This window comes from Rhizobium sp. BK176, assembly GCF_024808055.1.
In genome coordinates this window covers 83,382-106,578 of sequence record NZ_JANUBV010000018.1, presented here as the reverse complement: position 1 = coordinate 106,578, position 23,197 = coordinate 83,382, and the positions used below count along the sequence as shown (strand labels likewise).

Below are 23,197 nucleotides of genomic sequence, written 5' to 3'. Positions count from 1 at the left end.
CCTATTGCGTAAGCGTCTGCGGCTTCAGGTCACCCCCAAGCGTCTCGTCGGCAGGCACTGGCTTTCTTCGTTTTGCAAGCGGTTGCTCGATGATCATCGCCGGAGCCGCGACAGCGGTGGCCGCGACCGTGCCAACGCTCGAGACGGTCCCGCCAACGACGGCTGTGATGCCCTGTCCGAGGGTGACGTTTGAACCGGTCAGTGTCTGGCCAGTCATCAGGCGTTGGCCGATGAGCTGGACGATTTCCGGGCTGCTTTCGGCAAACTTGGCGTGATTGAGCCCGTCCTCGGTCTTTACCTTTGTTCGATCAATTGCGGTTATGTCGGCCTTTTCCAGCTCGAACCGGTAGGGCTCTTCTGCCGGATTTATCGCGCCGAGACGAGACACGTGGCCGGTGATGAAACTCGAGACGGCAAGCGCTTTGTCATCCTGCGAGACGAAGATCGTGAACTTCGGACGCGGCTCCCCCATTTCCATGAACTGTTTGGCAATCACCTGGATATCAATATCCGGCGAGGCAAGGATCACCTTGTCGATCTTCGTATTCACCTGGCCGCCTCGTATGCCCATCCGACGCAGGGACTTCATAGCGAGCCATGTTCCCATCGAAGGGGCCATGATGGTGATATCCTTGACATTTGGGTCAGCGGCGAGCGTGCGGTGCGCCTGCTCCAGCCCGGTGCGCGAATAGTTCGTGCTTTCCTTGTAATGCTGATAGGCCGTGATCTCACCACGCGTGGGCCAGGTGAACAGGACGGGTGTCGCCTGCATCTTGCTGTCGTGCACGATCTGGACCGGCCGGAAGACGGAATCCTCGTAGGTATTGTCGAAGCCGTGAATAAACACCAGCGCATGGCCCCCGTCCACATGCTGCGCCAACCATGCTCGTTCCTTCGCAATCGTGTCTATCTGCTGGACTTCGGTTACGGCAAAATCCGTTGCCGGGTCCGGTGGCAGGCGCCTAGGCCCCTGCACCGTACCAGGCTCACGCTTTGGCGGGAGCGAGCCGTTAAACAGCGTGGCAGGATCGCCGGGTGACTCGCGTGTAGTCGCGACCAGCATTGCCACCTTGGAGATCGGGGACGAGGAGGCGGGGAGAGGAATCGGCGTCATGACGCCGTCTGGATGTCCACAGCCCGTCACGGAGAGGAGGAGAAGGAGAGGAATGAGACGCTTTGGCATGCACGTGTTCCAGCTGTCGCCCGGATGAGGGGCGTTTCAGCTGGAGGCTACCAGCTAGCGCATGTCTAGGCGTGTAACATCATGTAGTATCTGTCGACGTGGCAGCCACCATGTGCGGAATTGCCACGCCTGTCACCCCATGCGGTGGCTAATTGGTCATGGTCGGCCAGCCCCCCGACAATTCGGCGCCGGCAGCGCGCAGTCCCGCGAGGATCCGCTCCCTGTCTTCCGGACGTGCCAGACGCATCGAAACTTCGCGCTTGATCGATGGCATGAGCGCAGGGATGGAACGTGATCGCCGTCTCGCCGAACGCTTCCCTGAAGCGCAAAACGGGCGTTCCGGACAGCAACCGATTCCTCGTGGGCGGCGCCTCCATCGACGACAAGGATTTCCTTGAACTTTACCAGCTTCGAAATCACTTCCCCGGTGACGCCGTCCGAGATCGTGGAGGTTCCGGCAACATCCTGGAAGCGGTCGACAACGATCATTGGCAGTCCCATCGATGACTGTATCTTTTGCCGGCTGCCTGACTTCAACAAAAATGCCAGTTGCCATCATCGCTGCCACTGTTGACGTCCCAGCGACGTCCCAGCGCTTGAACCGCGCCTTCTTTGCGCTCGGCCACAACGGCCGCTTCGTTCGGCGCAGGATCCGACAAGACTTGAGGGCGAGGAGAGCGTCGGCGCGCCTTCGATCGCATCGTCAAGCCGGCGCGAGCCAGTTTGAACGTTGGGACGTTCCCGCCCTCGGGATCGTGATGACAACAGGTTCGCCAGGCCCCGCCATGAGGTGAAATCGCTCGCGTTCGCGGCGAATTCGGCCCGCCTCCATTCGGACAGCCTAACCGTTCTGGGCATCGAAATTGGTCCGTCCAAAGACGACCTCAGCGATGGTGTAGGCCTTGAGATACTGCGAACGGCCCGCAAGCGTGTCTGTCACGATGGGTGAGGAATCGCCAGGCGCCCTCGGGAATGCGGTCCAACTGGTTCAGCACTTCCAGATGGAGTCGGAACGACCATCTCGCCTGTCTTTGCACTTGTCATTATTAGGTCCCCTCGACATCGACCAGCACAAGTCAAAGCATAGGGAGAAAACACCAGCTCAGCGATGTGACAACAGGGGTAAAGGAAATGCTTCCGACGTCGATGTCCGGCAAATCACCCTCACCCCGGCGGTCTCGGGCATTACTCGAGTTTCGCGAAAGCAGCTTCGTTCTGCATCTTTTAGTTTCTCTGTCCGCTTGACCGAGAGAGGGGCATCGCGCTCCTGTAGATGGATCCCCCTACGACGTGTCAACGAGAATACCGCCAAGTGATGCCCGTGTGGCAGGCCTGTCGTCCGTCAGGTCAGTGAATGCGCTCCAGCTTCGAGTACCCGCTCTCGCTGGCTTTGACTTTCCAAACTTCGCCGCTCGCTCTGTATGTTGCTGTACCAATCCCAGTCGCGTGCCCATTTTCAAAAACACCCTCAAACTGCACGCCTTCGTCTGTAGCCATTACACCTTTGCCGTCAATTTCGCAGTCTCGACCGACAAATTTACACTCACCCAGGTAGGTGAACTCCCCCACCCTTGTCTTTCGAAGAATCCAGCCGCTACCTGACTTCAGCACTGTTAAGTGATTGCCCGTGTCGGGATCGTAAAAGGCCAAGTTGCGAAGTAACTTGGACTTTAGTGCTGTCCCAAACAGCTCGACAACTCTGCACTCCTTTCCACGCTTGCCGACATAGCACGACGACAAGTATGAGGTTTTCGGTGTGTCATCTCGAATATCTGGAATGGTCGTACCCGCGCCAATCCCAATTTTCACGTCGCTGTACATGGCCGCTGTCAGCAAATTCCCATACATCACTTTCGGAGAAGCTCGTAAAGCTACCTCGGCTTGGGAAGCACTTAGCCATTTAGCATCGAAAAGGCTTTTCCTAAATCCTTCGTCCAACTCAGTTGAGTAGTCGAGCGTTTGTTCAAGGTTGAGATGGTATCCCATCGATAGCACAACCCCCTTTGCCAGGATGACAAATAACGGGTCCGCGAATTTGAGACCCGGCATCGCCTCAACCCGGTTAAGTCGACCACCTATATCCCCGCAATATAGTGCCATCTCGACTTTGGAAGCTGCGGCAGCAATTACCGAAGCCGAAACGTCCCGTTTGGGCGGATTCGCCATAGACCAAGCGGCTTCGCCAATCCCATACTCGATCACGCCCTGAACAGGGGGGATACCAATTGCCGACGTGGATTTAATGAGTCCACAAGTTTCGTTCAGATATACCGAAAAGCTTGAGACTAAGCTCTCGTAGCCAAGTGCGTGCCGAAAATCCATCTCCGATGGTAGCGCGCTGGAAACAGGGTGAGTATGGACATCAGCGATTTGTTTGCCGGTACAATTGACGGAATCCTGAATGAACGAGCTTGTTGTTTTGGAGCCCGCCAGCGCAGGACCAGCTGTCCACACGCCATTGGCCGCGTCGAAACCCATACAGGAAGAAAACTCCCGGCCTTCACTTTTTGTCAGCGCAAACAATTCCCGCATACGTGTCGCCCATAGTTCTGGCAATTCGATGTAGTCGGGAAAGCCCGATATTTCTTCTACCGGCGTTTCATTCGAAAGTATTTTATCGGAAACGCTCGAAGACGAATCCTCCGCGACAACTTGTCCCGGCAGGAGGGTGACAAAAGGGATTTTACTTATGAGAATTAGGTACAGCAGCGAGCGGTGCATTGCCTTCACCCTGTGAAAATCGGCACCAATTAAGCATTTATCTTCGTTTTTTTCGATTTCAACGTTTGGCTTACTTAGCGGAAAACCTTTGGTAGGCGAATGATATGGCCAACGCATCTTTGGACCGCCCCTAGTTTCATCCTCGCTATCAATCTCAGTCTTACGCCCGCCGAATTCTGCAAGACAGCAGACATTTCGCTCTCGCAAGGGAATCGCCGAAAATGCCTGTCGCCCCTCAAGGAGCTCCTCCTTCCACTGCTTGATTTGATTGGCGTGCACGTCGAACTACTAGAGATAATTCCACCAGCGTCTATTCACCCCTGATGGCGCAAGCGCCACCTTGAAGGCCGGGCTATGTTGCGGCGCGGTCGTCTCGTCATGGTATCTCCTGTTCCCGCATCTAAGCCGAAGTCAGTCAGAAATTCCACTTATCCATGCTGTCCAAGTTTCCTGAGCCAGCTCTCGACCGAGCCCGATTGGTGCGATGAACTCAATCACGACCTATCTTTGCTCAATCGTGAGCTCGGTTGCAGCCGCGAATTGCGTCAAGAGCCCAATCCGTCATTCGCAAAGGGCAGGTCATAATTCAGGTCCTTACTCACCCGGAATTTTTCCCTGGCAAGTCTTCAACTATCACGTTCAAAACCAAAAGAATAACGCGACCAGCCACTCCTACGAGCTTGCACTGGAAGGCGTGAAGCCATTGATCGCCAAGGTCTGGCGCTATTGCGAGGCGAACAGCATCTCGGGAAAGACCCTGACACTGAAGGTGAAGTATTCAGATTTCAACCAGATCACGCGCTCCAAGAGCATAGCACAGGGCTTCCAATCGCCAGCGGCGATCGAAGAAACTATTGCCGCGCTCCTGGAAAGCGCATTTCCGACACGTAAAGGAGTTCGACTGCTAGGACTGACCATGTCTTCGCTGGAGCCCTGGACCGCAGGTACCATGCAGCAGTTGACACTGACATTGTGAAGCCAACGCAATGCTGGTTTCGTCCGTGGCCTAATCCGACGAATGCCAGGCCGCGGATCCTGGTATCAATTCCGCCTTTACAGTGGGGTTAAGCGACTAGCGCAAATCATCATAAGCTTGTCGATTAACGGATCTGCCGAGAACCTACTTTTTCGCATGGTTGTGCAAGCACATAATGAAGTAATCGAAACTAATTCTGGATGACAATAATAACCGGTGCGAGTAAGTTGTAAAAAGTACCATATCGAGTGTGAATAGACACGACTTGGGTCCCCTTATGGGCGCCCGGGGGGATGGTTATGGTTGACTATACACTTTCCCAAGCAACAAATTTGCGACCAGATCCTGATGATGCGTCGATTAATGTCGCTTCGCTCCTCGAAGGTGAGAAAGTCTCAGGCCTCCGGGAAATAGGACCGTGGATGAAGATCGCTCTTCTTCGTGACGGAAGGCAGGTTCTCGGATGGGTTCACTCCGACATTCTGAAAAAGTCGGAAGGGATACCAATTGTACTTTTCGATGAGCCGGAGGGCCAATCGAAAACTGTCAATGGGTCCATCTCAAGGGTAAAGCTGACCTTAACACCGTGGCAAAAAGTGGACGTTCTGGTCGACGACGGAACGGTGCAATCGGGCTGGGTGGACACCAGTACCGTGGTCGCGCCAACGGGGCCCAAGATCGAAGCGCCAGCCAAGCCAGAAGCCGTTGGGGAACTTGTCTTGGGAGTGAACGACGTTTACCGGCCACACTTGCTTCTTGCAGAAGAACGCACCGAAATTGATGCAGCTGCCCTCGCGGCAGTGATCAACGCTGAGGCTGCCAAACTGTCAAATGGTGAATGGGACCGAAATAGCAAAGCGTCGACAAGCTCGGCAGCCGGGTTGACCCAATTCCTTGCCGCGACATGGCTTGGCGAGGCCAAAAAGAACGGGACCTATTTGAACGAACGCGCGAGAGCCAAAGGTCTTATCACAAACGGAAACGCAGTCTCCCCGGGCGATGAAGACAATCTCCTGAGACTACGGTTTGATCCCGAGATGTCGATAGTCGCTGCAGCGGAGTACGGCGCTGCGAACCTGAAGTCACTAATTGCAAACGGACTTGTCGACGAGGAAACAGGTGACGACGAGAAAGCTCAGTTCATATATCTTGCTCACCACGAAGGGTTGGGAGGTGCTTGTTCATTTTTGCGCGGAAGCACGGGGTACACATTTAGCGACCTAGCGACGCAAGTAGGGGCGGCCAAGGCGCAGCGGTTTATCGACGCGGCCGGGGGAAACGCAACTCAAGCTTACCGGAACTGGCTCAACAGTTACATCCAGGAGCACATCCAACCGGAGCGCTACAGGAAGCCAGCTGACGTTGCGGCGGCGCCTCTAATAGGAAGTGACGCCTCGAAGGCGCTCGCCCAATTCGATGGCACGCCCATCGATCTTTCTGAGATGAGCCGTTATACCCCGTTGGCAAAGGCGGTCCAATGGCGGCTATCTGAGCTAGGCTACCTCGATCCTCCCGCAGACGGAAGTTTCGGCCCGGTATCAACGTGGGCTTTGTCCGAGTTCTGCCAAAGCAACAATGTGTCACTGAGGGACGGGTTCACGCGAGCGGTGGCGGATCGCCTGGTCTCTCCATCAAATATGCTTCCCGAGATTGCTACGAGCGGGACCTGGTTCGACAAGGTTATCGGCTATATGCGGGGCAAGAAATATTTCATATGTCGGCATCCCGACTGCAAGAACATTGTGTATCTGGAAGGCGTAAACCCGGACGGTACGTTGAACGACGACGCCCCCAACAAATTCAACGATATCCGTATCGTTTTCTCGGTAGGAGAGGACGGACGGCTAAACCTCCAGAATGCGATATGGGACGGGACCACGGAGCCTGGCAAATTTTGGACGGTGAACCCAATGAACCCTATGGGTGCCGCTCGGATTGCCTTCAACCAATATAAGGCGTGGGTGGTCGGTACGCATCGTCCCAATTCGGCTTCTGCGCACGAGGCCCTAGTTCAGGTTGAGCCGGTTACCGTGTGTCGCGACCTGAACAAGGATTTCAAGCGAACGGGAGATCAGCTGGATACCGGACTGTTCGCCATCAACCAGCACTGGGGCTACGACGCTCCGAAAGACGACCTTGGTCGGACGAGCGCAGGTTGCTTGGTTGGGCGTACAAAGGATGGCCACCGGAAATTCGTGCAGATGATAAAGGCCGATCCTCGTTACCTTGCGAATCACTCCTATCGGTTCGTTACAGCCGTCATGCCTGGCGACGAAGTGTTGGGATAGCACGATACGCTCCGTCATTGGCAGGAGGATCTACTGCAATGCGGCTTTTGTGAAAGGTGAACACCGGTCGGGCGTCAGCGCCGAAACATAGTGCCATCCTGAAACCCACCCACCTCGATTGAGACGGTGCCACTGGAACACAATCGATGACGGCCGAGACTCTCCGGCAGCCCTCATTCAGACGTTGTTCGCTTTATGAGCGGGACAATCGGGGAGGCTCCTGCGCCTGGCAAGGGTCCCTGGCAGATGACAGAGGATTGCGATCCGAGGGTCGGGAAGTCGACTACAGCAGGTCCTGTGATCGATGAATCGATTGTGTGAGGTGACGTGGCGCGGCGAAGCTTATTCAACATCGACAACGAAAAGGTGGATGATAGCACGAGCACTGAGCGATGATCTTCGGTTACGCGTATTGAAGGCGTCTGCGGCAGGCATGTCGGCACGCCAGCCTGCCGCCCGGTTTGGGATTAGGATTTCGACGGCAATCCGCTGGATCGCAAGAGCCAGCGGTAGTGAACCGACATCACGGCCGCAGGGTTGGCGAAGGTCCTCAAGCTTGGATGCACACGAGAGGATTTCATCGTCGAGATGATCGATTATCGCAAGGACGTGACCGCTCGATGAAATGGTCGAGCGTCTGTGTGCGGAGCGGCAGGTGAGCACTAGTCGGAGTGCACTTGGTGCCTGGCTGCGAGGCGCGGATGGAGTTTAAAAACGTTTGGCCCGCCCGTCTGCGAGAGGACTTTATGGTGTTCTGCAGCGCGACAACCAAGATGAGACACGGCAAGACCACCGACGGTCCGAGATATCGACACGCCACAGGCGCTGACCTTGCTGCGTGAACCCAGGGCCAACGTCGAACGCTATGACGGTCTGCGGGTCCGGATCGTAGGAGGTCGCCATGCGTCATGATCCGGCCAGCGCCGCCGTCGTCATCATGCTGCGTAGCGGCATGGCCCAAACGGCCACGGACCTGATCGAGCAAGGAGCCCCAGCGTTCGATGCGGCCGTGCCGATCCTGTTTCAGTTGCTGAAAGCCGAGATGGCTGAGTGTGAGGCCCGTTCGATTGCCTAATACATGAAGGCGGCCGCTTCCCGGCCTACAAGGACATCTCCGGATACGACTTCGAGCTAGCGAGATCAACGAGGCGACGGTGCGCCAACTGCCCCATGCGAATTCGTGGAGGGAGCACAGAACATTGTCCTCATCGGCGGGCCGGGCACAGGCAAAACGCGTGCCGCCGCCCTCGGCGTTCAGGCGATCGAGCATCATCGCCGAAAGATCCGCTTCTTCTCGACCATCGAATTGGCCAACGTCCTCGAGCAGGAGAAGGCCAAAGGGAAGGCAGGCCAGATCGCTGAGACGCTGGTTCGCCTCAATCTGCTGATCCTTGATTAATGTGCACTGCGAAGAGATGTGAAGCCAGCACCGCAAGAGCCTGCAACTCGCAATCTTCCCGTGATACCACTCCACATAACTGAGCGTCTATAAGCGGCGCAGCCAGCCCAATATCCCGCCATCATAAGCGATGATCTGCCGATGACATCACGTCGGGAAAGATTTGTTCGAGCGCTTGGCGCATCATATCGATATCGCCCGCGCGTAGCGCATCGTTACGTTCAGCCCCGAGTGGCCAAGCCATTGACTTATGGTGGCGTTTGTCAACACCCGCCTCGCGGCCTAATGCGCTTCCATTCAACCTGGCGATTGGCTTCGGCGTTGGCAACGAATGCTTCAAAAACAGGGGAAGCCTTTTTAGCGACGACTTAAATTTGATACTGTGATAGCACTAACAAAACGACGGCGATGGAGGGAGCGCATGTCGGACTGCAAGAAGCTTGCTCTGAAGACGATGCTTTGCACCATTGCATTCACTTGTTCACTGGCACAAATGGTGAGCAGCCAGCCTGTCGAGCAACCGCCCCCAATAGTCGACCAGGTTCATAGCGAACGGAAGGATCAAAAGGAAGCTCTGAACAAACGGGAGGAAGAGTTGGATGAAATGGCCAAACAGGCGCTGCTGAAAGCGCATCCACTTGCCGTTCAGGAATTTCCATAGTGATAATGAATAATCGTCGGGTCTGAGCTGAGTGTTTCCGCGCGCGTGCGCTTAGCACAACATCGCTTCTTACGGTTTCGCCCAAGTGGTCAAGCGCGAACCACTAGCCGCCTGACCTGCCGCCGCCCCGGCTTAATTCGCTGAGCAGCATCCAGGCTGCGCGTATCCAGTGAAGCGGCGATGTAACCCGTTCCCGAGGCGGATGCCACCTTCCGTTACGGAAATCAGCCAACGCCTGAGCCTCCAGCCTGGTTCTCTCGCTCAAGCCATTCCTGTCCACGAGCGGTTTGCCGGTATCGTGATCGACGACGGCCCACATGCCATTCTCAATTTCATGAATCTCATAGCGTTGCATTGGAAGCCATGAATAGCCGGATAGACGGGTTATCGAAGAGCCAGCCAACGCCGAGGGCGTCGATTGTCTGTCTGGCCGAGGGTTGATGGATAGGTAGAAGGTCCCGAGGGGCTTGATTGGCGCTATCTCCCCCCGGGGCCTCCACTGTCCGTTAACGCTTGGGCATTCTCAAGATAACTCCTGTGCCATATGCCGGGATAGCCGGACTAAGGTCCCGTGCGATACCGTACAAAAGAGCCCGGTTGCCCGGCTAATGGCAATTGCTGCCGATTGAAGCTCGATGTCTTGAGTCTCTTTCATTCCGCAATTCGAGGTGGTCGGGCTACTCATGATGATCCGACCTTGCTCGCGCACCTGAAATCTCGTCCGGCAAGATCACGGTTCCAGACTGCCGTCGGCAGTTGTGCTGGAACACCTGGTCTTCCCACCCTGGTAAGCACCTGAAGCAACCGCGGCTTTGGCACTATGCCCGTACCACCATCATGAATTGCGCGTGCTTGCCCGCATCGAGCTTGAAATCGCCTTCGAACGCATTGGTGATCGCCAACGCACTTTGCTTCTGAATTCCTCTCATCGCCATGCAGAGATGCTCCGCTTCGACAAGGACGGCCGCTCCTTTCGGAGCGAGACTGCCCATGATGGAATGCCTGGCCAATGATCGGAACAAGATGGTGCTCGCAATGAGAGTGAAACGGGATCGCCTTGATCAAGACCATCTCGGGATACCCGCTGACCTCGCGGAACGTCCGCGCGAGCTCCGTGGCGGGATCGATATGGTATCCCGAGAAGATCTCCTTATAGGCTCGCGCCGCACGAGCAGGTGTGTCGCGAAGGCCCTCCCTGTCGGGATTATCGCCTCCCCACCGCAAGAACACGCGAACGGCTTGTTCAGCCTGTTCGCGTGTCACAGGCAATGTTTCAGCCTGATCGACGGGAGTGGCGTCGAGGTTGCGGAAGATCTGGTTCAAATTCTTCGATCCATAGCTGGTGAAGGGAAGGGGGCAGTTAACGGGGGAAGAGCCGCTCCATGACCCGTTCGGCAAGCTGTTCCCATTACCAACCGGCAAAGGGAAATGCGTCGACGGCAATCGGACCGATTATCCGATCCAGCTTCCCCCTGGCCAAAGCGCGTGCACGATGGAGGCGACCACGAACCGTCTCGGGTTTTAATGAGAGAAATTCTCCAGTCTCCTCGACAAATTTTCTCGATGACACAGGCAATGAAGACCATGCGAAATTCCTCCGGAAGCCATCGGTTGCAGCTTCCACCAGTTTCAAAATCTGCTTCTGGGCCATCGTAATTTCCGGATTGTCGAGAGCAGCACCGCTTGGAAAGTCGAGGACGTGCCCTGGCAAGACGCTGGCGCCAAGATGGACTTCGGGTGTCCGGCTTGCTTTGCGCAAACGTCCAAGCGCTTCGTTCATGAGGATGCGTGTGAGCCAGGTTGAGAAGGCACTCCTTCCATTGAAGTCGTCTTGATGACGAAACGCCTGCAGATAGGCTTCCTGAACCACATCTTCCGCCAGCGTATCGCCACGGACGATACCGCGGGCAATACGATAGAGCCGACGGTTACACCGACGCATGATCAGGCGAAATGCAACCGGCTGTCCTGCGCGAGCCAATGCAAGAAGCTCCGGAACGGATTGGGTCAGTTCAGGCGCGGTTATGTCCTTCCTTGTGTTCCGGCATCGGCTCCTCCATACGCATTTGATGTCCTGCGAAAAAGTTCCGGTGAAAGACACCAAACCAATTCGACGCGAAACGTCTGCTATATGTTTTTCGGTTGGAACGGCTGCAGCGCCCAATTTGAGCGCCGTCAAACGGCGCGGGAAGGTACCTTCAAAATGAGCGCTACTTGACAATCGCTCGGTGAATGCGATGCATGGTTTTGCAATGGGCCATCTCTGCAATAATCTTATTGCAACTATCTGGTTCGGTGAAACCTTCTGCAAGGATGTCTGGCGGTGATAGAGCCGTTTGTAGGCGAAGGGGAGATCGCGTGACTCTAGCGCGCTACCAGTGCTGCGTGGCTGCGATTTGCTTCGTGGCGGCGGGTGACGCCCATTCGATGGAACGACCGTCACCAAAATGTCTCCAAATGGGATCGGAGGCATTCGAGAACCTGGTTACGTCGCAACTCCATATGTCTTCTGATGGGTCGGTATTCGCCGGACAGATGGCTGACGACACGCAGGGAGTTTTCGCCGGGGTTCCGGAAGTGGCGAGGGGCCTGGTTGAGCAAACGATCCGGGACGGTAGGGGATGGGCCGCGTTCGGGACCAAGACAAATGCTGAAAACCGACTGGAAGTTCAGGTCCTCTATCTTCTCGAGGACGGCGACAGCTGTGTGGCGATCCAAAGAAAGCCCGAAAGGGTCAGTCCCATCTACCTTCCTGAAGCTGTTTCCCGTTCGCTTCTCCTCTTTTTCAGGCAGCCCACCGAGGGCGACGAGGTTGAACTGCGCTCGAGGCTTCAGGCTTTCCTGACAAAGACCAATGAGAACCGGCCGACCTCGACGGCGCCGAGGGTGGTGAAGGGGGGGAAGCCGAGAAGGATCAACTCTCAGGAATACGTTCGAAAATGGGAAGGACTGTTCCCCGCGCGGATGCTCGAAACTCTTGCCCGGCTGCAGGACACGTGCAATGCCCGAAACGACGGTTCTGAAGTTGATCTTTCGAACAGGTTCGTGACAGGGGCGGATCTTGACGGGGACCGCGACGAGGATTGGGTCGCGAACGGCTATGGCCTTTTGTGCACAGGGCCTGATGGCGGGCACCGGCAACTGGCTGGTGACGAGAACGGGGCGACGGTCTGGATCATGTTGTCAAACGACGGCAAATTGGGATCAGTAGCGGAATTTCGTCTCGCCCCTGGAGACACCATCAGGCGATACGACGGATATGTCGCCATCAACTCGAAACTGGGCATTTATTCCCTGAAGGGCAGTGCGGCCGGGGAGCCTTTGAAGTCGGTACCTGCCGGTGGGCGAGTTGTGTTCACCCTTTATAGGATGAAACCATAGGTTCTTCTCGTTGCCAAGTCGGAGCGCCCCAGACGGGCATGCCCGATGGTTGGATTCCACCTTGAAATTGCCACCGACGGGTGGTGTGCCCGCGAGTCACTACTCGGCCGCCTGGCGCAGTTGATGCATGCTTGGAGGTTCCACGAGGGAAATTATCTCGAAATCGCCGATCATGTGGTGCTGTTCGGAGCCGACCACCGCGAAAGTCCAATACTCCGGATCTTCGCCGAACACTGTGGAGACCTGCACGACAGTCGGTTTGCCCTCGGCGTTTCCGGTGGATCTTGCCCAATAAAACGCGCCCGGCACCAAACTCGATACAAACATGACGTCTCCTTCCCACAACAGGCGTGGAAGATAGCAGAAATCCTAAAAATGAATATACCTCAGACGATGCGTACGATACCGGACGTTTTCGAGCCGCCGGATCGAGAGTGGAAACGCGCTTTGGACGCGTGACCACCTGATCCGACAGGGGCACTGCAGTTCGAAGCCAGCAAAGGACAAGACCGAGCTGTCGCAGAGGGAGATGTCGTCGCCTTGGAGGCCGTGGGTATAACCGGAGCTTCTGGCAAAGGTCGCCGACGCGTGGCGCCAGGCACGCTGTTGGCACGGCAAAAGTTAAATCAACGGAAAGCGCGACGGCGCTACCAATTGGAGCTTTTCGGTGTAAAAATAGCGAGAACGAACGGCGAGTTCATCTGACGCTCGATGAGGGAGAGTGTTGTGAGATTGCTGACGCGCCTTTTCCAGAGATTTCTCGTTTTCTGCTTGGGCGCGCTCAGCATTTGGCTGATCGTCTTTGTTGTTTTCGACACCGCCGATCACAGGCTCCCTTGGCTTTTCGCGGTTTGCCTCACCTATGGTTTGGCAGCCTATGTCATTTTGCCGAACGTCGTCCGCGTGGGTCTGAAGGTGCTTCATCGTGGATTGATCCCGCGATACACGATAACGGCTGACGGGCTTCCCGGCGACCCTATCAATTTCGTCCTCATCGGTACCATCCAACAACTAAAGGACGCCTTTGCAGCAGCGGGTTGGTACGAGGCGGACAGCTTGGGGATGGCAAGCTCCCTGCGAATGACGCGAGCGTTTCTGTTGAACTCTGCCTATCCGACGGCTCCGTTCAGTACTTTCTATCTGTTTGGAAGGCGGCAGGACATCGGATTTCAGGAGCCGATAGGCGGTAGCCCGCGCAAGCGCCATCACATCCGTTTCTGGGCGCTCAGTCTCACTCACTCCGAGGACGACATGGGCGAACCGAGCTTTTGGTTGAACACGGACAGGCCATCGCCAGACGAACGAGTCCTGTGGGTTGGGGCGGGTACGAGGGACACCGGGCTTTCTCTGACCCGGCTAACCTTCCAGATCACGCACGCAACCGATTCCGATACGAATGCCGAGCGCGACTACATCGTCAACGAGTTGAAGGAAAGGTGCGTTATCGGGGAGGTCGCATTGCACCAGTCAGGCTCGCGCTTGGTGACCGGAAAGGTCAACCACTACATTACGGACGGTGAGATCGCATTTGCCAACCTGACAACCAGTGGCGCAACCACGAGCGTTCCGATTGCCGGATGAAGGGAATGTCGGTCCGAACGGGCCGCGCGATAAGGACGACCGTGGATCGAGCGGAGAATACTTACGCTTACGGCAGTAAGTATAAATTCAGAACGTTAGCGGCGTGAGTTCTGAAACCTGCTCCTGTCGGGCGACATGCAAAATTGGTTCGGTGCTGAATCTGACAGGTCGTTTGTATCGTAGGTTGCGACAGGCACGCCGCAGGATTGGGGTGAAAAGAAGCGATGCTCGAACAAGAATGATGCATGTGTGACCCGCACCATTGGGCGGGCGCTTGAAGACGCCCTGTCCGGTCGACTGACCGCACCTAACTAACGCTGATCACGATATCGTCGCGAATGAGGTCTGAAAGCTCGGTTTCATCGGTCACGCCGAATTCGATCCACTGCGTCAGGCTTTTCGCCCTTCGGCTTGCCTCAATGCTTCCTCTCTTGTGCCCGTGTTCGGCACACCAATCTCCGAGGATGCGATCAATTAGCTCTGTAATCGTCGATTTAAGACCAGTCATAGACAAATATCCATTTCATAGGCCCCTCGTTTCGAGGCCGGAGCCTATGAAATCCGACATCGGACTGGCAATCGTGAGAATATGAGAAAATGCTTATTTGCTGACATATAGAACCCGACCGTTGCAGATCGGCAATAGTGCAGAATCCGCACCACGCAGGAAAATGGATGGATTAACAGCAGGATATTGGGAAACGCTTATTTAAAAGGAGAAATGTCCGTAGGTCGTCGGACCGTCGATGCCTCGTAGAGTTTATGGCTTGCTTTTCGAGGGCCAGCGCTACCTTCCGACTGATTCGAGATGTTTCAGAAAGGCAACCCTTCCCCGAGGCAGACCGGCGCAGCGGTGACGCCCGTCACCTTTTGTCGGGCCTATTGGCAGGTGCGATGGGAACCAACGGCGCCCCGTCGATGGCTTGAAGACCGAGAAAAGATGGGACCTTTCGCGCGCTATCAGGCCGGTGAAGCAGGAGCTTCATTTGGAAAGGGCTTTCGTGCCTGCCAGCACAGCTGACGGCCTTGCCGTTCAGCGATTTTTTCGGAGATACAGATGACAAACTCCCAGGTACCAGTTTCAGCCGCGAAGGACGAGCATCTACGAAAGCTAGCCAACTGCATTCGCTTCTTGTCCATGGATGCGGTTCAGAAAGCCAATAGTGGGCATCCCGGGATGCCAATGGGCATGGCCGACATTGCCGTCGTTCTGTTTTCCGAATTCCTGAAGTTTGACGCCGACGATCCATATTGGTTCGATCGCGACCGCTTTGTGATCTCGAACGGCCATGGATCGATGTTGCTTTACAGCCTGTTGTATCTGACCGGCTATAAGGACATGACAATCGAAGAGATCAAGAACTTCCGCCAGATCGACAGCAGAACCGCCGGACACCCGGAGTACCGCCACGCGACCGGCATCGAGACCACGACCGGCCCGCTCGGGCAGGGTCTCGCCAACGCGGTGGGTCTTGCTCTTGCTGAGCGCATCATGAATGCAAGGTTCGGAGATAATTTGTCGAGCCATTACACGTATGTCTTCAACGGCGACGGATGCCTCATGGAGGGTATCAGCCAGGAGGCCATAACGCTTGCCGGTCACTTGAAGCTCGGAAAGCTGATCGCGTTCTGGGACAACAATTCCATCTCGATAGACGGTGCAACGAGCCTTGCGGAATCCGACGATCAGCCCGCCCGGTTCCGCGCAGCCAACTGGCATGTTCAGGAAATTGATGGCCATGACACCGACGCGATAAGGGCGGCCATCATTGAAGCGCAGAAGGCCACCGACCGCCCCTCGATGATAGCTTGCAAGACAATCATCGGTTTTGGCTTTCCGACCAAGGCAGGAACCCAGAAGGCTCATAGTGACGCTCCCGGGGAAGAGGAAATCGCGGGAGCTCGAAAGCTGCTCGAGTGGACGGCGCCACCGTTCGAGATCCCTTCAGAACTGCTCGATAGCTGGCGCCACATTGGCGCGCGCGGACGCAACGAACGCATGGCCTGGGCTGTCCGCGTCCAAACCGCAAAGGACGACCTTGGGGGCGATTTCGAACGACGGATGAAAGGGCAGTTGCCGACTGACTGGAAGAAGGCGATCGAGGCAGCGAAGGTTGAGCTGCTCGCCAGCGAGAAGGATCTGGCGACAAGGCAAGCCAGTGGCGTCGTCCTGAACCACTTGGCGTTGGCGATGCCGGAGCTGCTTGGGGGCTCGGCTGATCTCACCCCGTCGAACAATACCAAGGCAAAATCACAAATCGAAATCACACCGGGCAAGTTCGATGGGTCATATATTCATTATGGCGTTCGCGAACATGGAATGGCTGCGGCAATGAATGGCATCGCACTCCATGGCGGCCTCATACCTTATGGTGGGACATTCCTTACATTTTCCGACTATGCACGGCCAGCCATTCGGCTTGCAGCGATGATGCAGGTAAGATCCATCTTCGTCATGACCCACGACTCTATCGGGCTGGGTGAGGATGGCCCAACCCACCAGCCAGTGGAGCATTTGACAGCGCTGCGTGCCATTCCAGGCCTTGCTGTCTTTCGCCCCGGCGATCCGATCGAAACAGCAGAGTGCTGGGAAGCCATCCTCGCTGCTCCCAAACAGGCTGCTCTAATTGCATTGTCTCGCCAGCCGATGCCGTTGTTACGTCGGATCCCCGGACAGGCAAACCTTTCGGCGAGGGGTGGTTATGTCCTGATTGAGGCGGAGGGCGGGGATAGGCAGCTCACCATTATGGCGACGGGTTCGGAATTGCATATTGCCGTGGAGGCCCGGGAGAGACTCCAAACGGAGGGGGTCCGGGCCGCGGTCGTTTCGATGCCATGCAGGCTACTGTTCGAGGCCCAGTCGCAGGAATACAAACGCGACGTGTTGAGGGAGGGCACTGCGCGTGTCGCAGTGGAGGCGGCCGTTCAGGACAGCTGGGACCGCTATTTAGGACTTCAAGGCAGGTTCGTCGGCATGCACAGCTTTGGTGCATCAGGCAAGATTGGCGACGTCTACAAAAAGTTCGGCATCACAACCGATGCCGTTGTGCGGGCTGCGAGGGAGGCCATGACTGCCAATGCACGTTGATGGCATGTCTTCGCTCGGAAGAGAAAGCCCGGTACTGTGTCGGACAGGGCCGGGCCATCACGGCTGTCCATTGGGCAACAGCCATCGCAGCGTTGAGGGCTAATGCTGCGATCATCGAACTTCAGGTCACCGGGAATGTTCCAGCCGTTCGGAAACAGAACCGCGTGCCGGTCGTCTCGTGAACGCCAAAATAGTGGCGAAAACGGTCGACCCCTGTAGGACAGGCGCTTCGTGGCGGCACGACCGAACCCGCGGCGTCGATTTCTCGAGATCGCGACTGTTGCGAGCGGCATACCGCCAGATCAGTCACAACGGGTTCGGCGGTCGCGGAAAGCACGCGTTCGTTGCCATCGAAGCCTTCGCCGCGCCATTGGCCGGCGCGTCGCCCATGTCGAACTGCCTTCGTCGTCCAATATATGTCACCGCGAATGGTCCCGGGGTCAGACTGACCCCGGGACACAGTTCGGCGCGAGGCCGAGACCGAAGCGATAGGATTTTCCGCTCGAGAACGGGCTACTGAAGCGTATTCGTGCCCGGCGCGTTACTTTTCATCGGCCATTCGCCGACGTAGTTATCGATCAACATCGTGGCGATGCCCTCAACCGAGCGATAGCCTTGATCGAAAAACTTGATTGCTGCGTGGTTGAGAAAGGTCGAGGCCTGCTCGTCCGGATCTACGTCGTAATACCGGTACCACTGTTGCACGGCCCTCGAGAGAATAAGAAGATCGGTGTCTTGCATTTGCCGCCTCCCTTCGCGACACAGTGAAGTAGGGCCGGATTGGCGATCTTCAATGGCCAACTCCTCCAAATTCCCTTGATCTGGTTACCCCGCGTATTTGGGATCCTTCGAGCGGAGCCTGAGACATTGCTCGACAGATGGGTTCGGCCGCTCAGTCAAAGGTGTGTTCGGTGTAAGGTCGCGTCCCCAAGGGCATTAAAAAGCTGATCATGACACATTAAGCGTCGCGGGTGCACGAAATGCATGGCGCGGTTAATGGCAAAACCGTTTGTAAGCAAAGGGTTGCGAGAAGAATGGTGGGCGATGAGAGACTCGAACTCCCGACATCCTCGGTGTAAACGAGGCGCTCTACCAACTGAGCTAATCGCCCTCGCGAGATCGGTCCGGTTCGGTCCGCCACGTCTGTGACCGTGATCTATGCGGATCGGGGACGGAACGGAAGGGTGCTTGTGAAGAATTTTCGATTTTTTCTGAGATGCTAACAGGAAGCACGACTAAACGGCTCTTCTCCGCACCGTCTTGGGAAACCACTTTGTGCGGATCTGGGCGAGAAATCACCCGGCGCCCCAAGAAAGGTGATCGACAACCTCCATGTGAACCAATCACGGATTACCTTCACCGGTCGCAGCCTAACGAGAGGAAAACCGATGGATGCCCCGATGTTGTCCGGTCATACCTTGCAAAAGGCCGCTTACGTCATGTCGTCGGCATCCTGTCGAATTTCGGTAGGGCCGGATTGAGATAGTCCCATGCTTGTCCAGCTTTGGTCCAAGACACAAATTGTGGATTGAAGCGACTTGGATCGTCCAGGCTCGCCGGCGTGACGATGAACACTTCCGGCATGTCAGGAAATGCAAGGTAGACAGGCGAACCGCACGTCGGGCAGAAGCCACGCCTTTTTACGGTGCCGCCGTCACCCACTGTCTGCCAGTGCGACGCATTTCCCTCGAGTTTCACCTCTGCGGCGACGAATGTCAGGTGAGATTGGTGGCCCGTTCCGCTGTCCCGCTGGCATTGACGGCACTGGCAGTCAACCATGATCGCCGGCTCGCCGGCGACGTCATAGCGGATCGCGCCACAGGCGCAGCCACCGGTGTAGGATTTGCTCATACCGATTTCCTCGTTCTAATGCAGTGTTTGCGAAGACGTCTCTTCGGCGACCACAGTGTCGAGCCTTGTGACCACCTTCCTCCAGCCGTCGCTCATGTTGCGATAGGCTGTGTCGTTCTTGGGAAGCATGAAACCTGAATGAACAAGGTGGAGGCGAGTGCCGTCCCCAGCCTTGGAAAGACTGAAAGTGACAACCGTCTCCAATGTCGATCCATAGCCTTCATTACTCTCGTGGCCACCCTTCCAGGCGAAGGAGAACCGTTCATTTGGCAGGACTTCCAGAACCTCGCAACGGATGACACCGTCCCATTCACCGGACGGGTTCGTTTGGAACGTGAAACGGTTGCCGATAACAGGATCGAAGCCTTTTGGCGGCATTAGCCATCGGGCGATCAAGTCCCCGGTTGTCAGAGCTTTCCAGATAACCTCCGGGGCGTGCGGGAAAACCTCATCGAGAACAATGGCTTGAGCTCGCGGTCTCAGCTTTTCATTCATGGTCAATTTCCTTTAGGAGATCTCTGAGGCCGGTGAAACGTTCACGCCAGAAAACGCGGTAATGGTCCATCCAGTCGGCCAGTGGCTCAAGGCCACCTCGCTGGGCACGGTAGTAGACGTTACGTCCCTCCGGTCGCTCACTGACGAGGCCGGCCTGCTTCAGGGACTTGAGATGCTGTGAGATGGCGCCTTGTGTAACGTTACTTCCCCGGGTCAACTCGACGACGGTGATCTCGTCTGAGTTGGCGATCCGTTCGAACACGGCGCGCCTGGTCGGGTCGGCGAGGGCGCGCAGAACAACGGTGATGTTTTCAGGTTCAGACATTCCATAGCAATTAGTTCATACTAATTGATTAGTCAACGCTATTGAGTTTGTTTTTTCCGCGAAGGATAACGTCTACGGAAACGGACGGACGACAATCGACGCAGGTCAGGTCTTAGCATGCCATTTGACGCGAGGGACCAAGACGGCGCACAGTGCTTGCTTGTCGGGAGCTTCGGCTCCTGTCTCGTCAACACTGGTCGGAGGACACTGGCATGATCGCTCGGAGGGACTTCACGTACGAAGAATGGAGCTGGCTCTTGCATCTCTATCGGCACGAAACCGCTGACATCCCGAACGACCAGATCCGCAGATTCAAAGAAGTGAATGTCACTGAGGACGTGGTTGATGGCGTTAGTCTCAGCCCAGCAGGTAAGCAACTGGTCGAGCATGAGCTTCTAATGGAGCGAAGGAACCGCCTCCAGAGATAACTCTTTCTGGCAACAAAAGCCTCCAACGTTAGGGCTGCGGGCTTGAATCGGTGCGTGCGGCGCGGCCCGTGGGGAAAGAAACGCGCACCGTTCTGCTCACCCTACTGCTTGCTCTGCTGTGCTGTCATTTGCTGTTGTCCGTGAACCGACTGCCGCCGCGAGGGTGCAGTCGTTGAGGGAAAAGCGTCGATTGCGATCAGAAGAGTGGGTCTGGCACCCCAGGAGCACGGCGATGGCTCTTGGCAGGGTGTCCCGGCCAACCTTGTGTCTCTTTGCAGCCTAGCGACGTGCTTTTCACGGAAAGGAACTGCCGCCAACAACCAACCTGTGGTGAGGGCGATGTATTAATCAGGCAAATGAGATAACCAGCGCAAAGATGTGAATAAACACCTTTATTCGGTTGGACAGGTGGGTTTTGAGGGCCTTGTCAAAGGCCGACAGTGCCGGAAAGCTCATCCAGCTTTCCGCGCAATCTCCGCTTTACGTCCTCGTCTTGTTCGTCCATGACAGCCAGCACATCTCGCAGTGTCCCGCGCAGTCCGTGAATTTGGTCGATGAGATCCATGATCAGGTCGACGCCCGCCTCGTTGACACCCATATCCCGCGTAAGGTCGAGGATAAGGCGCCCACGAGCGACATCCGTGTCACGAAAGTTGCGTGCACCATCCCGGGTCTGCGGCAGCAGCCATCCCTGTTCGACCCAGACCTCAAGTACCGTCAGGTCGATCTTCAGGAAACGTCGGAATTCAAGATCATCCATGGCTATTCTCCCATGCCTTTTCTCGGATCCTGCGCTTCACCCGCCGTCCAGCTTTTCATGAAATCGGTCAGTTGCTGGTCGGGTGAATCCGGCAGCATGATCTTCAATGAGATATAGATGTCACCGGCACCTCCGCCTTTTTTCGGAACGCCCTTTCCTTTAAGGCGCAAAACTTTCCCCGTGTTCGAATGCGGAGGCAAGGTGAGGTTGACCGCCCCGGTTGGAGTAGGCGCCCGGACCTTGCCACCGAGCACGGATTCCCGAAGCGAAATCGGCAGTTCGAAACGGATGTCGTCTCCATCTCGAACGTAGAATGGATGCGGCCGCACCCTGATTTCCACATAGGCGTCGCCGGAGGGGCCGCCACCGATCCCGGGCTCCCCCTTGCCCTTTAATCGAAGGGTCTGACCGTCGCGCGTGCCTGGGGGAATCCGAAGATCAAGCGCAGGCCCGTCAGGGAGCCTGATCTGGGTCTTCGTTCCGTTGATCGCGTCGAGGAAATCGACCTCCATCGAGTAGTTGCGGTCCTGGCCATGCGCACGGAATTCGCCGGACCGGGCACGGTTGGAGAAGAAACTGGAGAAGATATCGTCGTGGTCGCCGAAATCGGCAAAACCCGCGCTGTTCTGGTAGGGATTTCCCGTACCTGGCTGGGAGGCGTAATCCCGGTAGTAGTTGCGCGGTGCCTGCTCGGTACCTGTTATGTCAATTTCACCGCGGTCAAAGCGACCGCGCTTTTCTTCGTCGCTGAGCAACTCGTAGGCGGTCGAGATTTCCTTGAACCGTTCCTCCGACTTCCTGTCGCCCGGGTTGAGATCGGGATGAAGCTTCTTTGCGAGCTTGCGAAATGCACTCTGAATCTCTTTCTGCGAGGCGTCCTTCTTTACGCCGAGAAGCTCGTATGGATCACGGCTCATCTATATCTCCGGTTTATGCCGGCGGAAATCGTCGGGCTTTGCGTCAATATATAGGTTGGCTTTGCTGCTCCGACGAGTGGTTACATTCTTGTAGTTGCATCAGTTGCGCCGAAGGTTGATTTCGCTTGTAACCACCTGCTGGCCGGACGCCGGGTCCTTATCGACGGTTCGGATTCTTATGGCGTTGTCGTCAACGCGTTGGATGGTCATGGTTGCGCTTCGATCGCCGTTGATTATGCGGGACCAGTGCACGGCGAGGTTGATCGCGTCACCGTTTCGCCTGCCTTGTAAACCTGATACGCCGCCGGACGGCCCGATGTAAGTCCCGGCGTATTGCGTACCATTGGCCTTGATGTTTGCTGAGACCGCGCGCGTGACGACGATCATGCCCCGGCATGTCCCTTTCATCGAAAGCGCAACTCCACTAGCCTGAGTCTTGAAATTGCAGTCCAGGTTGATGGGCGACGATGACGTAGATCGCTTCATCATCCCTCCACCAATCCAATCTCCAGCTAGAGATTGGAGGAAGGGTGTTTCGTCGGCGAATGCCGCTGCAGTGATCCCGTAATAAATCAAAGCGACGATGGCGTAGAGGCAGCACTTCATGGCGTTCTCTCCCTCGGGATAACAAAGAATGCGCCACGATGCCTCAAAGTTCCGGGTTCGACCAGATCCGGGAGTATGGAGGTCCGTCGATGCTGGCCCGGCAAGGGCCGGCGGTCGTCTCATGGGAAAATGCGGGAGATCAGCGCGTGCTTGCCGACGAATTGCCCGAGATAGGCTTCTGGGTCAAATTCGTTCGAGCTGCCAATGCCTGCCTTCGATCAGTTCGGCAATCTCAACAGGATCTTTCACCCCAAACCCAAACCATTCCACGAGTTCGCGGGCCTTCGCCCGGCTTTCCTCGCCGCTGAAGTCGCGCTGATGTTTGCCACACCACCGCCGCAAGATTGAGGTCAGCACATTCATGTCGTCCCCGAACAAGGGATCTTCGGCCAGTACGTCGTACCCATTCACCCAGCACCATTGAAATTTGAACAGTCAGCTACGGATGCTCATCGGCAGAACGGACCTTGGTCCGATCGAGGCGCGCGGGAGAAAGCCGGTCGATCTGGTGCCGCCAGGCGATCGAGTTTTCCGCCC

Annotated in this window: 19 protein-coding genes, 1 tRNA gene and 4 pseudogenes; 9 read left to right on the top strand and 15 right to left on the bottom strand. The window is 56.3% G+C overall.

The genetic code is table 11. The features are described from left to right. Window position 1: 1 nt before the first annotated feature. Window positions 2-1,183 (bottom strand): alpha/beta hydrolase, encoded by a 1,182-nt coding sequence (locus FHT76_RS32835; protein ID WP_183757598.1) that lies wholly within the window; start codon window positions 1,181-1,183, stop codon window positions 2-4. 291 nt (window positions 1,184-1,474) lie between these two features. Here FHT76_RS32835 and FHT76_RS32830 point away from each other — a divergent pair, with 291 nt between their 5' ends. Then, window positions 1,475-1,690 (top strand): hypothetical protein, encoded by a 216-nt coding sequence (locus tag FHT76_RS32830; protein ID WP_183757597.1) that lies wholly within the window; start codon window positions 1,475-1,477, stop codon window positions 1,688-1,690. An 840-nt stretch (window positions 1,691-2,530) separates the two neighbouring features. Here the strand turns inward: FHT76_RS32830 and FHT76_RS32825 are convergent. Beyond that, window positions 2,531-4,183: a hypothetical protein gene (locus FHT76_RS32825; RefSeq protein WP_183757596.1), complete on the bottom strand. Its 1,653-nt coding sequence runs from the start codon at window positions 4,181-4,183 to the stop codon at window positions 2,531-2,533. A 205-nt stretch (window positions 4,184-4,388) separates the two neighbouring features. Between FHT76_RS32825 and FHT76_RS32820 the strand changes: the two genes are divergently transcribed. The 5 genes and pseudogenes from FHT76_RS32820 (at window position 4,389) to FHT76_RS32800 (ending at window position 9,228) form a co-directional block, all read left to right on the top strand. Continuing rightward, window positions 4,389-4,880 carry a hypothetical protein gene (locus FHT76_RS32820; protein WP_183757595.1) on the top strand — a complete coding sequence of 164 codons (492 nt, stop codon included), beginning with the start codon at window positions 4,389-4,391 and terminating at the stop codon, window positions 4,878-4,880. Between the two features lie 299 nt (window positions 4,881-5,179). Beyond that, window positions 5,180-7,168, top strand: coding sequence for a peptidoglycan-binding domain-containing protein (locus FHT76_RS32815; RefSeq protein WP_183757594.1), 1,989 nt, complete (start codon window positions 5,180-5,182; stop codon window positions 7,166-7,168). A gap of 373 nt (window positions 7,169-7,541) precedes the next feature. Then, window positions 7,542-7,865, top strand: a pseudogene (locus FHT76_RS32810) (helix-turn-helix domain-containing protein); the annotation flags it as partial. Window positions 7,866-8,069: 204 nt separating this feature from the next. After that, a pseudogene (locus tag FHT76_RS32805) lies at window positions 8,070-8,564 on the top strand (ATP-binding protein); the annotation flags it as partial. 424 nt (window positions 8,565-8,988) lie between these two features. Continuing rightward, entirely contained in the window at window positions 8,989-9,228 is a 240-nt protein-coding gene (locus tag FHT76_RS32800) for a hypothetical protein (RefSeq protein WP_183757593.1), read from the top strand. Between the two features lie 818 nt (window positions 9,229-10,046). On the opposite strand, the pseudogene folE reads toward FHT76_RS32800, so the two are convergent. Both folE and FHT76_RS32790 read right to left on the bottom strand, forming a co-directional pair. After that, window positions 10,047-10,551, bottom strand: a pseudogene (folE, locus tag FHT76_RS32795) (GTP cyclohydrolase I). An 85-nt stretch (window positions 10,552-10,636) separates the two neighbouring features. Continuing rightward, the gene (locus tag FHT76_RS32790) at window positions 10,637-11,671 is read right to left on the bottom strand and encodes a sigma-70 family RNA polymerase sigma factor (RefSeq protein ID WP_259186242.1); all 1,035 of its coding nucleotides are present in this window, start codon (window positions 11,669-11,671) and stop codon (window positions 10,637-10,639) included. Window positions 11,672-11,763: 92 nt separating this feature from the next. Here FHT76_RS32790 and FHT76_RS32785 point away from each other — a divergent pair, with 92 nt between their 5' ends. Further along, entirely contained in the window at window positions 11,764-12,609 is an 846-nt protein-coding gene (locus FHT76_RS32785; protein ID WP_246720173.1) for a hypothetical protein, read from the top strand. A gap of 99 nt (window positions 12,610-12,708) precedes the next feature. Here FHT76_RS32785 and FHT76_RS32780 read toward each other — a convergent pair whose 3' ends face one another. Continuing rightward, entirely contained in the window at window positions 12,709-12,936 is a 228-nt protein-coding gene (locus tag FHT76_RS32780; protein WP_183757591.1) for a hypothetical protein, read from the bottom strand. A gap of 399 nt (window positions 12,937-13,335) precedes the next feature. On the opposite strand from FHT76_RS32780, the gene FHT76_RS32775 reads away from it, so the two are divergent. Then, window positions 13,336-14,190, top strand: a complete 855-nt coding sequence (locus tag FHT76_RS32775) for an LssY C-terminal domain-containing protein (RefSeq protein ID WP_183757590.1) — start codon at window positions 13,336-13,338, stop codon at window positions 14,188-14,190. Window positions 14,191-14,497: 307 nt separating this feature from the next. On the opposite strand, the gene FHT76_RS32770 is transcribed toward FHT76_RS32775, so the two are convergent. Then, window positions 14,498-14,698: a hypothetical protein gene (locus tag FHT76_RS32770; protein ID WP_183757589.1), complete on the bottom strand. Its 201-nt coding sequence runs from the start codon at window positions 14,696-14,698 to the stop codon at window positions 14,498-14,500. Window positions 14,699-15,247: 549 nt separating this feature from the next. On the opposite strand from FHT76_RS32770, the gene tkt reads away from it, so the two are divergent. Beyond that, window positions 15,248-17,278 carry a transketolase gene (tkt, locus tag FHT76_RS32765; RefSeq protein WP_183757587.1) on the top strand — a complete coding sequence of 677 codons (2,031 nt, stop codon included), beginning with the start codon at window positions 15,248-15,250 and terminating at the stop codon, window positions 17,276-17,278. Between the two features lie 513 nt (window positions 17,279-17,791). Here the strand turns inward: tkt and FHT76_RS32760 are convergent. From FHT76_RS32760 to FHT76_RS32720, 9 genes and pseudogenes are all read right to left on the bottom strand, one after another. Beyond that, window positions 17,792-18,019 (bottom strand): hypothetical protein, encoded by a 228-nt coding sequence (locus FHT76_RS32760; protein WP_028828150.1) that lies wholly within the window; start codon window positions 18,017-18,019, stop codon window positions 17,792-17,794. A 294-nt stretch (window positions 18,020-18,313) separates the two neighbouring features. Beyond that, window positions 18,314-18,389: transfer RNA gene (locus tag FHT76_RS32755), tRNA-Val, on the bottom strand. 326 nt (window positions 18,390-18,715) lie between these two features. Then, the gene (locus FHT76_RS32750) at window positions 18,716-19,129 is read right to left on the bottom strand and encodes a GFA family protein (RefSeq protein WP_183757585.1); all 414 of its coding nucleotides are present in this window, start codon (window positions 19,127-19,129) and stop codon (window positions 18,716-18,718) included. 15 nt (window positions 19,130-19,144) lie between these two features. Beyond that, entirely contained in the window at window positions 19,145-19,624 is a 480-nt protein-coding gene (locus FHT76_RS32745; RefSeq protein ID WP_183757583.1) for an SRPBCC domain-containing protein, read from the bottom strand. Next, complete coding sequence (locus tag FHT76_RS32740) at window positions 19,617-19,949, bottom strand: helix-turn-helix transcriptional regulator (RefSeq protein ID WP_183757582.1); 333 nt, start codon at window positions 19,947-19,949, stop codon at window positions 19,617-19,619. The genes FHT76_RS32745 and FHT76_RS32740 overlap by 8 nt, the downstream gene beginning before the upstream one ends. Before the next feature lie 855 nt (window positions 19,950-20,804). Next, window positions 20,805-21,137, bottom strand: a complete 333-nt coding sequence (locus tag FHT76_RS32735) for a chaperone modulator CbpM (protein ID WP_183757580.1) — start codon at window positions 21,135-21,137, stop codon at window positions 20,805-20,807. Window positions 21,138-21,139: 2 nt separating this feature from the next. Beyond that, window positions 21,140-22,054: a DnaJ C-terminal domain-containing protein gene (locus FHT76_RS32730; RefSeq protein ID WP_183757579.1), complete on the bottom strand. Its 915-nt coding sequence runs from the start codon at window positions 22,052-22,054 to the stop codon at window positions 21,140-21,142. Between the two features lie 99 nt (window positions 22,055-22,153). Then, on the bottom strand, window positions 22,154-22,660 hold the full coding sequence (locus FHT76_RS32725; protein ID WP_183757578.1) for a hypothetical protein: 507 nt from the start codon (window positions 22,658-22,660) through the stop codon (window positions 22,154-22,156). Window positions 22,661-22,843: 183 nt separating this feature from the next. Further along, a pseudogene (locus FHT76_RS32720) lies at window positions 22,844-23,067 on the bottom strand (hypothetical protein). Window positions 23,068-23,197 lie beyond the last annotated feature (130 nt).